General features: G+C 68.4%; 11 protein-coding genes and 4 pseudogenes. 4 read left to right on the top strand and 11 right to left on the bottom strand.

The window, feature by feature from the left end:
* Together ACWDYJ_RS34715 and ACWDYJ_RS34710 are read right to left on the bottom strand one after the other, a co-directional pair.
* A complete protein-coding gene (locus ACWDYJ_RS34715) occupies window positions 1-405 on the bottom strand; it encodes an STAS domain-containing protein (protein ID WP_451569585.1) in 405 nt (134 codons plus the stop codon).
* A 720-nt stretch (window positions 406-1,125) separates the two neighbouring features.
* On the bottom strand, window positions 1,126-2,340 hold the full coding sequence (locus ACWDYJ_RS34710) for an MFS transporter (RefSeq protein WP_451569584.1): 1,215 nt from the start codon (window positions 2,338-2,340) through the stop codon (window positions 1,126-1,128).
* Between the two features lie 54 nt (window positions 2,341-2,394).
* On the opposite strand from ACWDYJ_RS34710, the gene ACWDYJ_RS34705 reads away from it, so the two are divergent.
* On the top strand, window positions 2,395-3,138 hold the full coding sequence (locus ACWDYJ_RS34705; RefSeq protein WP_451569587.1) for an AraC family transcriptional regulator: 744 nt from the start codon (window positions 2,395-2,397) through the stop codon (window positions 3,136-3,138).
* Between the two features lie 213 nt (window positions 3,139-3,351).
* On the opposite strand, the gene ACWDYJ_RS34700 is transcribed toward ACWDYJ_RS34705, so the two are convergent.
* Window positions 3,352-3,771, bottom strand: a complete 420-nt coding sequence (locus ACWDYJ_RS34700) for a hypothetical protein (protein ID WP_451569583.1) — start codon at window positions 3,769-3,771, stop codon at window positions 3,352-3,354.
* A 113-nt stretch (window positions 3,772-3,884) separates the two neighbouring features.
* Between ACWDYJ_RS34700 and ACWDYJ_RS34695 the strand changes: the two are divergent.
* Window positions 3,885-4,165, top strand: a pseudogene (locus ACWDYJ_RS34695) (helix-turn-helix domain-containing protein); the annotation flags it as partial.
* Window positions 4,166-4,456: 291 nt separating this feature from the next.
* On the opposite strand, the gene ACWDYJ_RS34690 reads toward ACWDYJ_RS34695, so the two are convergent.
* The 7 genes and pseudogenes from ACWDYJ_RS34690 to ACWDYJ_RS34660 form a co-directional block, all read right to left on the bottom strand.
* Window positions 4,457-5,131: a hypothetical protein gene (locus ACWDYJ_RS34690; protein ID WP_451569582.1), complete on the bottom strand. Its 675-nt coding sequence runs from the start codon at window positions 5,129-5,131 to the stop codon at window positions 4,457-4,459.
* 209 nt (window positions 5,132-5,340) lie between these two features.
* Window positions 5,341-5,542, bottom strand: a pseudogene (locus ACWDYJ_RS34685) (carboxymuconolactone decarboxylase family protein); the annotation flags it as partial.
* Window positions 5,543-5,559: 17 nt separating this feature from the next.
* A complete protein-coding gene (locus tag ACWDYJ_RS34680; protein ID WP_451569586.1) occupies window positions 5,560-6,306 on the bottom strand; it encodes a transposase domain-containing protein in 747 nt (248 codons plus the stop codon).
* A gap of 691 nt (window positions 6,307-6,997) precedes the next feature.
* Window positions 6,998-7,204 (bottom strand): annotated as a pseudogene (locus ACWDYJ_RS34675) (helicase associated domain-containing protein); the annotation flags it as partial.
* Window positions 7,205-7,213: 9 nt separating this feature from the next.
* Window positions 7,214-7,552: a hypothetical protein gene (locus ACWDYJ_RS34670; protein ID WP_451569581.1), complete on the bottom strand. Its 339-nt coding sequence runs from the start codon at window positions 7,550-7,552 to the stop codon at window positions 7,214-7,216.
* Between the two features lie 594 nt (window positions 7,553-8,146).
* Entirely contained in the window at window positions 8,147-8,350 is a 204-nt protein-coding gene (locus ACWDYJ_RS34665) for a hypothetical protein (protein ID WP_451569580.1), read from the bottom strand.
* A gap of 245 nt (window positions 8,351-8,595) precedes the next feature.
* On the bottom strand, window positions 8,596-8,769 hold the full coding sequence (locus ACWDYJ_RS34660) for a hypothetical protein (protein ID WP_451569579.1): 174 nt from the start codon (window positions 8,767-8,769) through the stop codon (window positions 8,596-8,598).
* A gap of 86 nt (window positions 8,770-8,855) precedes the next feature.
* On the opposite strand from ACWDYJ_RS34660, the gene ACWDYJ_RS34655 reads away from it, so the two are divergent.
* Both ACWDYJ_RS34655 and ACWDYJ_RS34650 read left to right on the top strand, forming a co-directional pair.
* A complete protein-coding gene (locus tag ACWDYJ_RS34655; protein WP_451569578.1) occupies window positions 8,856-9,209 on the top strand; it encodes a hypothetical protein in 354 nt (117 codons plus the stop codon).
* A gap of 20 nt (window positions 9,210-9,229) precedes the next feature.
* Window positions 9,230-9,319, top strand: a pseudogene (locus ACWDYJ_RS34650) (DUF4097 family beta strand repeat-containing protein); the annotation flags it as partial.
* A gap of 136 nt (window positions 9,320-9,455) precedes the next feature.
* Here ACWDYJ_RS34650 and ACWDYJ_RS34645 read toward each other — a convergent pair.
* Complete coding sequence (locus ACWDYJ_RS34645) at window positions 9,456-11,081, bottom strand: ABC-three component system protein (protein WP_451569577.1); 1,626 nt, start codon at window positions 11,079-11,081, stop codon at window positions 9,456-9,458.
* Window positions 11,082-11,252: the final 171 nt, after the last annotated feature.

The raw sequence follows: 11,252 nt of genomic DNA, 5'->3' as shown, positions 1-11,252 counted from the left end.
CTACGCGCGGGACAGTGAGTCGGCGCCGAAGTCGGCGTCCCGTGCGCGCTGTGCGCGTTGCTCGATGAGGCGGCGGAAGCCCGCCAGCGCGTACCACTCCCCGGTCGAGGAGCCGGGCCCGGGGATGCCGGCGACGTCGGCCATGAGCTGCTGGGGCTGGGGCTGCCAGCCGATGACCAGGACGCGCAGGCCAAGGCACTCCGCGCGCCGGTGCAGGTCCAGGAGGTGGAGCAGGCCGACGGAGTCCATGGACACCACTCCGTGCAGATCGACCATGAGGTCCCGCGCGTCGACGGCGACGTCGTCCAGTGCCTGCTGGAGCGCCGCTCCCGCGTCCTCGTCGAGCTGCCCGCCGGCACTGACCAGGACGGAGCTGCCGCAGTGCTGGACGTCCGTGGTGATCATCCGATCTCCTTTCCCCGGAGACACCGAGGCCCCCTGGTGCCACCATCCTGACCGGGCGCTCACCAGCGCCAGTGCGGGGCGCGCTGAACTCAGCCGCGGAAGTGGTGCGGGGTTGCACCGAAGGACGGCTGAACCGTTGGGTGGACGGTTGCTTCCAGCGGGGGACCGGGACCCGGCCCGTTGGCCGCTGCACATGGGTCCGCGTGTGACCGGAGGTGGGACCCCCCAAATCACCGACCGCCCGTCTGCCCAAATCAGACGGGGTGGGCAAGCCTCGCCGGAAATCGAGACCTCTCCCCACGCGATTGCCGGAGGAGAGGCCCTCTACGCAATGACGCCTCCAGAACAGCGCGTTGCACACCCTTTCGGGTCAAGTCCAGCGTGTTGAGCACGAGCTGACTGACTTCCTCGATCTGAGGGGGTGCTGCTCGTGATGACGACTCATGGCGATCTCAGCTTGTCGCGCTACAACGGATCAGTGCTGCCCGGCGGGCGGGGCAGTGAACTTGGCGAGTTGTTGGAGCATTACGAAAGCGTTGCAGCTGCACTTGCAATACTCGATTTCACTGTCGGACATGGCGTGCTGAGACAGCAGATGCCTGGTCGGCCGGGACACGCTCGCGGTGCAGCCCCACTCCCGGAGCGGGCAGCAAATCCTGGATATCCGGTGCCGGCGGACTCACCGTGGTGACAAGATGACGGCCTCGTCGTAGGGGCTGGTCATCGGGGGCTGGCAGGGGTGGGGCTGAGGGCGGCACTGGTGTCGTCTCCCTTCGCAGGCGCCGCGGTCTGAGGCTGCGGCACGCCCGGTTCGGGCAGGATGCGGAAGAGCAGCCAGCTCAGCACGGGCATCACTACGAGAGGCGCCAGGGCGGTTTGCACGGACGTGGCGTCGGCGAGGCCGCCGATGGCGGGGGTGGCCAGGCCGCCGATGCTGACGGTCAGCCCGAGGGTGATCCCGCTGGCGGTGCCGACACGGGAGGGCAGGTAGTCCTGGCCGAGGGTGACCTGCAGAGAGAAGGGGACATACAGGCCGGCCGAGGTCAGTGCCACGAACAGGTAGATGGCTGGGCCCGGCACCCACACCACGCCTGCGATGGCTGCGGCCGTGATCAGGTACGACCAGCGCGAGACCGTCACCCGGTCCCAGCGGGCGGCCAGGGACCCGCCGAGCACCGAGCCGATCGCACCGCCGAGGTAGAGCACGGACAGGGCCGCGGTGCCCGCGGCCGTGCTGCCGCCCAGGCGCTGCCGGGCGTACAGCGAGATGAAGGTGCTCAGACCGATGAACGCGATCGACCGGAAGATCACGGCCAGTGACAGTTTCACGAAGGAGGCGGTGTCGTCGCTCCCGGCCGGCACCGTCGTACGGGGGTCGGCGGCCTGCCCCTGCTGCAGGGCGCGCACCACGGGCAGGCACATCGCGGCACCGGCGAGGGCCGGCAGCACCAGCAGGGGCGTCCAGCTCAGTCCTCCGGTGGCCACTACGGCGGCGACCATGAGCGGGGCCAGCGCGAAGCCGACATTGCCGCCCGTGGAGAACCAGCCCATGGCCCGGTGGCTGCCCTGGCTGGCGATGCGGGCGACGCGGGCGGATTCGGGGTGGTAGGCGGCCACGCCGATCCCCGATATCGCGACGAACACAAGGGTGAGCGTGTAAGAGCCGCTCAGACCGCTCAGCGCGATGCCGACACCGCCGAGCAGCGTGCTGACCGGCAGCAGCCATGACATGGCCCAGCGGTCGGTGAGCGCGCCGAACACCGGCTGCGCCACTGAGGACAGCAGCGAGGCGGCCAGCACGATACCCGAGGCGACCGCGAAGGAGTAGGCACGCTCGGCGACGAAGAACGGCACCAGGGCCGCTACGGCACCTTGGTAGATGTCGACACAGGCATGGCCCACGGACAGCAGAACGATCGATCTGTTCCTTCGCATCCCGCTATGTTCCGAGCCGGATACCATGTCGCGCTTCCGATAAACTGCCACATGATGATGGAAATCCGCCATGACCCCGTAGCCCCGACCCGCACCCAGTCGCTGGCGTCCGGCGGTTCGATCGACGCCCACCGTCACGACGACCACCAGATCATCTATGCAGGCCGCGGTGTGTTGGCCGTCACGACCAGCCAGGGATCCTGGGTCGCCCCGGGCACACGCGCCATCTGGGTGCCCGCCGGCACCGTGCACGCGCACCGGGCCTACGGCGAACTCGACCTACACCTGGTGGGGCTGCCCGCCACCGAGAACCCCCTCGGCCTCAACGCACCGACCGTGCTGGCTGTCAGCCCACTGCTGCGCGAACTGATCATCGCTTACACACACGCCGACGACGACGACAGCCCCGAACGAGCCCGCCTTCGCGCGGTGCTCCTCGACCGACTGGGGGCATCCCCCCAGCAGCCGCTGCACCTTCCCACTCCCACCGCCCCCCTGCTGCGCACCCTGTGCGACATCCTGCAAGCCGACCCGGGCGACGGCCGCACGCTCGCCGAACTCGGCCGCCAGGTCGGGGCGAGCGACCGCACCCTGTCCCGGCTGTTCCGCAGTGACCTCGGCATGACCTTCCCACAGTGGCGCACACAACTCCGTCTCCACCACGCACTGGTCCTCCTAACCGAGCGGACACCGGTGACCGCGGTAGCACATCGGTGCGGCTGGTCGTCCACCAGCGCCTTCATCGACGTCTTCCGCCGCGCCTTCGGCCACACCCCGGGCTCCCACTCGACGGGGTGAGGGCACGTACGAGCCTGGACCGAAGGCGGTTCGCATCGGGCCGTGGCCCCAACGTCGGCGACGTCATCGGCCTTGACGGCCTGTGGGTCGCCAAGGAGTTCAGCGAGCGGGCCGTCATCACCCTGCAGGCCGGCAAAATTGCCGAGAACTTCCCTGCCGACGTGGCGGTCCCCTGTTGGTACTCCGGCACTCGCCACGCGCATCCCGTGCTCCTCACCGCTCGAACTCGGTTTCTGGTCGCCTGCTCTCCGGGCGGAGGACCTGCGGTTGGCCCTGAGAGGGCAGGGGGCGGAGCACGGCCGTACGGTCTGCCAGCTGCTGGCGCAGGAGTTGGTTCCCGGCTGTCGCTTGGTGCAGCGCACCGACGAGGGCTTCGACGTCGGCCTTGAGCTGGGCGATCTCCTCCGCGTCGGCAGCCCGTAGTTCCTTGAGTCGGCGGACCTGCTTGCGTAGGCGCTGCTGCTCACTGTCTGGCGTGCCGCCGGGGGTGCGGACCTTGTCGTAGAACTCGTTTCTCAGGTCGGTGTGCCGCTGGGTGAGTGCGTTGCGCGGGTCCCCGGCTTCGACGGCGAGGGTGACGATCGTCAGGGCGCCATTGGAGCGATCGGGTGTGCGGCGCAGGATGCCGTCCATGGCGGCACGGATCCGGTCGCGCTCGTGCCGCGTACCGAACGCTGCATTACTGACCTTGAAGTCGTCTTGTCGTAGGGGCTGACGGTTCGTGATCGTCGCGGTATGCCGTAGGTATGAGGTATCCGCAGGGTGGGGGTCTGACCGCGGAGAGGCAAGCGTTCCGTGAGCGGTCCGGATGGAAGCGGTCGGGATGTTCGCCGCAGGGCGGGGCAGTACGGAGATCGCGAAGGAGTTACGGGTCAGCGTCCGGTCGGTTCAGCGGTGGCATCAGGCCTGGCGGGAGGCCGGTCAGGACGCGGTCCGTTCCCGTGGTCCGGCGTCCCGTCCGAAGCTGAGCGATGTGCTGTTCGCCGTGCTCGAGGACGAGTTGGCCAAAGGTCCGGTCGCTCACGGGTGACCTGATCAGCGATGGACGCTGGCCAGCATCAAAACGCTGATCGGGGCGTTGCAGGAGTCCCCGTGGTTCTTCGACTGCGGCGACGGCGCCGTGCTGTCCCGGACGAGCCTGAACGTATTCAGCCAGTTGCTGACTGTATGCTCCGGGGTGCCACCGGATCGGCGAGGGCAGGGGTCCTGACCAGTGGAAATTACTGTGGTCAACGGCCAGGACCCCCCACAGCGAGTTGTGCAGGTTGGTTGAGCGGGTTGGTGCAACCCGGAAAACCTTCCCGGTCACGTCACTAGGTCATTCGGGGGAGACGTCCCGCTTCCTGACGACCTCGAACGGGGTGTTGCCGGTGAACTGGGTCTCACCGGCGGGCAGGCAGTTCTGCTCCCGGACGGTGCCCAACCCGTCGCAGTGCTCGAAGCTCATCCTGATGAACACCGTGGACGTGTGCGTACCGGGCCTGAGGCCGGGCAGTTGGGGCGATGCGAAGGTGGCGAAGGGCAGCCCTTGCTGGATCGTCACCAGGCGCAGGACCTCGGGGCCGAAGGAGAAGCTCCGCTCCTGCGGCGTACCGATGTCCTGCGTGATCCGGACGCCGAGGAACTTCAGGATGAAGTCGTCCATCGGCTTCGGAAGGGATGGCGTGTAGCCCGCCGGGTAGACGGCGGTGGCCGCGTCGGCGGCCGTGCCCCAGCTCGGGAAGGTCCGTACCCACGGCTTTTTCGCGAGCGCCACACGGCATGCGGGTGGGCCGATGATCGGTTCCCGGATAGACAGGAGCGCGTTGAGGTCGATCCCCTCGGGGGACAAGCAGGGGGGCACCACCCCGTTGGACGGGGTCGGAGTCGCGCCCTGTGGCGCGGTCTCCTCCCAGCGCTTGTCGGCCTGGGCGGCCGTGCCGCTGCCCAGGGTGGTCAGTACGGTCGCCAGAGCGGCGGTGACCAGGGCCGCACGGATCCGGATGGGTCTCATCGCACCGTTGCCTTTCGACGTCGCCATCGAGGCCCCGCCGAGTACCGGACGGGGCCCCGTTCACGCGCCGAGCATGACCGGCCCCGGCCGGGCGCCGGGGCCGGACACGCGCGTGCACCGGCTGCGCACCACCCGGGGCCAGGCCTTGCGCGGCCATTCGGCCGAGGCCGGCCCGGCGTCGTGCTCGTGATCAGACGGCAGCGAACTGGCCCGGCTGGTAGCTGCTGGACGATCACGTTCATGCGGTTGTAGGTGGATGAGGGCGATGAGGAGCACCAGTGCGGCCAGCCGCTCCTCGTCGTAGTGCTTCTCGGCGTTGGCCCACACCGCGTCCGGGACGCCGCCGACGGCGTCGGCGATGCGGGTGCCCTGTTCGGTGAGTTCCAGGGCGGCGCGCTCGGCGTCGGTGAAATTTCCCCCGCCCATGCTCACTGCCCCGCAGGGGCTGCGCCCGGTGCCAGGGCTACGCCCTCCGCCGCGATGCGGCCACCGGCCCCCTGCGCGGAACCCTCGTGACGGACATGCAGGTAGGAGGAGCCGTCACCGAGGCGGGTCAGGACCGGGGTGCGGCGGTTGGCTCGCATCCGGCCCAGGAATTTGGCTCCGGTGTCGTTCACGGCGGCGAGGAAGGCGTTGGCATCGAAGCCCTTGTCCCACAGGACCAGCATCGCCGGGCTCAAGTGGTGCAGCAGTCTTCGGGCGTAGGCGGTCTCGCCGTCGCTGGTGGGGCCGAACACGGCTCCGATCAGGGCACGGGTGCCGGTCTCCACCAGGGTCATCAGCTCCAGCATCGGATACCCGCCGCGGTTCCCGGGGCCGAACCACTCCGCGTTCCGTTCGCTGTCGGGGAGTTTGATCGAGCTGCAGCCGTCGAAGGAGACCATCCGGAACGGCCCGAATCGCACGCCGGGAGTCGCCGGCCGGGAGAGCGGACCGGCCAGGACGTCGAACAACTGCCTCATCGGTTCTGCACCGAGCCGTCGACGCAGGTCACGTAAGGCTTTCGATGTCGGCTCCGCGACCTCCAGCCCACCACCGGTCAGGGCCGCGGTCAGCTTGTGCCAGACAAGCCGGTAGCCGACCTCGGGGAACAGGCACATCGCGAGGAGGAAGTAGACCCCGACCTGAGAAGGCAGATCCCGTAGCCGGCGCTGAACACAGCGGGTCTCATCCAGCCGTGACCTCTTGCGTCACCTCCGCGGCCGACGGAACCCGCATCCCTGGTGAAGGTCATACGATCCGCTCCGTGTGCGGCCCGGCCTCGGCCTCAGCCGGGTGCTGCGAGGTGCCGTTAACGAGCGGGCGCATCAGGTGACAGGTAACCCGCCACGGTGCCGTGCGTGCCACCGACCCAAGACGGGCGAGGACTTCGGGGCCGCTGGTGCCCCGTTCTGAGGGTGTTGGGTTACCTCGATGGGCGGCCAATGATCGGGCCCAGTGAAGATCCAACGCTGGGGAGTTCGTCCGTCACCACGCAGGTGATATCGCTGACCGGGCCTACGATCGGGATTCCGTAGAGGGTCTTGCAGATTTCCATGCTGCACCCGGGGGCTGGTGCGGCGCTGGCCGGTACGGCCAGGGCCCCGAGGAGTGTGGCAATCCCGAAGGAGAGGGTGGTCAATGCCCGACTGGTGTTGTTCATGCCCTGCCAACGATCTTGAGTTGTCCGGGTCACGCTCGACTCTCAGGCACCGCCCAGTACCGTCATCGTGAACATCGAGACCGCAGCTGCGGCCGCCTGGCCGCCCCCGCCGACAGGCTCCCCGGTCGTGCGTGGAAGTAGGGCCCCGCGCTCGCCGTGGTCCCCGCGCCCCGCACTGACCGGGGTCTGGCACGATTCGGCTCGACGGCCGAATACTGGCGGCGTCACGCCCACTCCACGCCAAGCTCCCGGAGTGCGTCCAGCTGCTCCTGGGTGAGTTTGTGGCGTCGGGTTTTGGTGTTGGAGATCCATACGCCGAGCTTCACGATCGCCGGCTCCGCTTCGCCGTCGACCGTGACCTCTGCGCTGTGGCCGCGGGGTACCGGCCGGTGGGCGGCGCCTTCCCGTTTCACCCACTGTGTGAGGGCTGCCGGCTGCTGTCAGCCCGTTGCCCCGGGTAGAGCCGTGAAGGTCGCGCTGGCTGACCGCGAGGACACGGCCCCTTCTACTGCGAGTTCTCCGTCGATGGAGATCGTGCACTGGAGCCAGCCGTCGGGATGTTCGGGGTTGGATGTGATGATGGTGAGCATGGGCATCGCGTCGATGCTCGACATCACGACGTTCTGCTTCCATGGCGCGACGCCGGCCTTGACCTGCTTCTCCTCTCCTTTGAGAGGGTCGCCGATGGCATAGGTCACCTCGAAGGAGCCGGTGCCGGTTACCTCGTAGGTGACCTTGGTCCCGCGTTTGCGCCGGAAGGGGAGGAACTTGTTGTTCATGTGCGGCCTCTGCGAAAGCGGACAAGGCGAAACTCTCAGTCATCCTCGCACTTGTTTCCGGGACGCCAGCGGAGTACCCGGCCCCCAGCGCTCAGGCCACCACCGCCCGAGGGGGTGCGCGCCCTCGGTGTGGTCATAGGGCCGACGGCGCTGCGCCCGCCTCTCACTTGGTCGGGTAGTGGTGGCCGACTGGGGCAGCGGTGGTGGGTTTGTGCCTCCAGATCGCGGGCGGATCCTTACGATGATCACCACCGTCCTTGGCGTGCACTCGGTCAGGCCCGCGTCGGCGGGGCAGGGTTTGAAGGGTGACGGCTGAGTTGAGGGCGGAGATCGTCGTGTGCCCGTACTGTGCGGCGGGCCGGGCTGATGGCCAGGCTCGTACGATCGCGGTGGTGGCCGGGTGCCGTCTGACGGTGACGTGGCATGTGCTGTCTTGCCCGCACTGTGCGGCTGATCGTGTCCTGGCGGGAGAGGACTGAGCCGGCCTCCGTCGGCGGGCCGGGCGTGGCCGTATCGCGGCTCGCCCTGGCGTTTCGCGGTGTTGGTGCCCGCGACTGTCTCCTGTACCTGCGCGAGCTTGGGTGAGGGGGTGGTTCAGGCACGCTGAAACAGGTCTCCGGCTTTCATCAGGCGTCGGCCACCCCATGCCAGGCCAGGACGGCGAGGCACTTCTCGACCCTCGGCGAGCCACTGGCGCTCGACGGCGTCGTAGATCGGCGCGTCGGACACCTGCCAGAATTCCTGGGCCGGCCGGGCGAGTCCGGCTCGCTCCAGTGGCGAAACGGTTTTCTGCTCCATGCCCGGTCCAACGAAATCGTCCGGCCGGCGTGGCGGCGCGTGACCATTCCGTCATGAACTGGGGGGAGGCGAAGGGCCGGGGGACCCGGCTTCGCCGACGGCCCCAGGCCCCAGGCCCCCGGGGGCCCCATGCCCCAGGCCCCCGGGGGTGGGGGCAGGGGCCGTCGTCGACACGGGGACGGGGGGTACGTGTCGCCGGGCTCAAGGGCCTGCGGCTTCCCCAAGTCCGCCGCCGGTCGGGCCGTTCAGGTCCGTACGCGACTGTTGAGGCCGTCGTGGCTGTCGGCGCCCGCCTCGTCGAACCAGTAGTCGCCGGCCGCGAGGTAGCGGAAGGAGTGCTCGGTCTTGCCGGGCAGAGCGACCGTGACCGCGCGGGTGCCGTCGCTGCGCGGCGTGAGCGTCGGACGCGTCCTCGCCACCGGCGAGGCATACACCCGCCCAGCACACCACAAGACAGGAACCAAACCGCGGCGCGGTGGTTGACCCTTGACCCGAACTCATCGCCGTGAACACGGCGATGTTGGATAGCGGCATGGTGAGACGCAAGAAGGCGAAGAAGAAGCGGCTCGTCTGGGGCATTCCGAAGGGGATCGTCCTGTTGGCGACGCCGGAGGGCTGGCGCACCAGTGTCCTCACCATGGAAGGCGGAATGCTCTGCGGGCGCCTGGACGTGCCGAGCACCACCGACCCACAAGACGCGCGGGCCGCGGCATCGGTGATGGTGACGGAACTCGCGCGCGACTTCCATGACACCGACGTCGAGGTGACCTGGGATCCGCCCCAGGAGCCCTGGTCATGGACCGCCCAAGTCACCCTCGCCACCGGCAACGAAACTCCTTCGCCGGCCACCGGTGGATAAACGTCAAGCTTAACGCCGGATGGACCCAGGTCCACGGGGAGGGCAGGCTCGGCGAGGTCCGCGTCAAGACGTCGACCGGCGACGCCCGGCTCGATACGACCGGCCCGCTGAAGCGGCACCGACGTGGAGTTCACGCCCGCCCCGTAGGCGCGTCTTGAAACGGCAGAGGGCCGCTCCCGCGCGGGAGCGGCCTCCTGACTTGCTGAACTCTCACAGGGGAGTAGCCCAGGCCGTGTCTGGTAAGCGCTATGCCTTGCCTGTGGCTTTGAACCGGAAGCCGAAGAGGCCGCCCTCTTCGTCGTCGGTGAGGCGGGGGCTGCGGATGTGGGGTTCGGGGTTGAATCCGCGCTGGGCGGCGGTGCTGAGGGTGTCGGTGTTGAGGGTGACGATGTACTGCATGTGCTCTTCCTCCGTCACTTCGGCTGCGAGCGCGAGGGCTCGCGCGACCTGCCGTTCGTCGACGCCGTCGTAGAGGTGGCTGTCGTGAATGAGGAAGTCAGGGCCGCGCTCGTGGCGGTGTGCGAGGACGGCCAGGATGAGGTCGAAGCAGAAGATGACCATGTTGTTGATGCCGCGGCTGTCGTCGGCGTCGATCCGGGGCGTGATACTGAGGCTGGTCCGGCCGGCCTCGATCGCGAGGTACGCTTCGCGGCCTTCGCCGTACAGGCGCTGGGCGTACCGGGAGAACAGCAGGATCGCTTCGTCTGTCTGTTGCCGGCGCTCTCGGAGGTCGAGGTCGACGGCGTGCTGCAGTTCGACGCTTTTGGCGGTGATCTGCCGGGCGCTGGCTTCGAGGGCCTGTGCTGCGTCGAAGCGGTGGCGAAGGGCACCGAGAGCGGCCTCCTCCCGGCCCAGGGCTGTCTGCAGGGCGGTCAGCGCTTCCAGCGCTCCACCGTCCGCCAGCTCGCGTAGGAGGCGGGCTTGGTCTTCGCCCAGGTCAGCACGTTCCTGACGCCGGGCGGCCAGGCGATGGGTGAGTTCCTGGATCTCCTCCTCCAGGAACCTGCGCCGGTTGCGAACGACGGAGTGATGGAACGCTTTGACGTCCTCGAAGCGGCGCCGGACCTGGTCGTTGAGGATGACGCCGAGCTCGCGGTAGGCCGGCTCGAGGTAGGACACCTCGACGTCGGTGGTCTCGGTGACGGCGCCCCGGAGTTCTTCGAGGTTGTGCTGGTCGATCACGTCGTCTTGGGCGAGCTGCTTGATCCGGCGGCTTACCTGGTCTGCCCGCTCTTTGAGGCGCTCGTATTCAGGGACAACCTGGAATGCGGCAACCTGCGCCCGCAGCCGTTCGACCTGTGCCTCGGCGAGAGTGATCTGGCCCCTCAGATCGGCCGTGGAACCGACGATCCGTCCCCATACGGGATCGTTGACCGCCTTCCTCAGCTGGTCTCTGGTTGCCTTGCGGGCATTGAGCTCGCGGTATCCGTTGACCAGCTGCCAGTCCAGGCCCAGGAGGTAGGACAGGTTTGACGATGCCTCTGCGGCGGCCTGCCGGGAGAACGTCCGGGTAGGCTCGTTGAAGCCGTGAGCGGAGACCCGGCGGATGAGGAACGACAGGAGCGTGCGACCGCTCACTCCGGGATGGTCGCCCTCCAGCCCGAAGAGGTCCCGCTCGATGACGCGATTCCACTGCTCAACGGACAGCTCGACGTCCTGGCCATCGGTGAAGAGTGTGTCGGCCGGCACGCCGGAGACGTCCCGGCTCAGCGACACGACCTTGGGACTGTCTCCGCGCCGTCGTACCTCAAGCGGATCGTCCTGCCACGGCCAATCCATAGCCAGGCTGAAGGTGATGTGGCGCAGGGCCTTGTTCGTGGCCAACGACCCAAAGGATTTCGCTCCCAAAAGGAAGTGAACGAGCTCGATCACGCTCGACTTGCCGGCACTGTTACGGCTGTCGGTCTCAGCCGACGAGGAGGTGGTGTCAGCGACCAGCAGGTTCAGTCCCGGCGACGGCCACGGCTCCGTCATCGCCGTGGCCCTCGTCCACCCCGACACCCCGTACACGCCCTACGACCGCCGGTACAACACCGGCTGGCG

It is taken from the genome of Streptomyces sp. NPDC003042 (genome assembly GCF_053591315.1).
The sequence above is the reverse complement of the archived record's forward strand: the minus strand, read 5'-3'. Positions and strand labels throughout refer to the sequence as shown.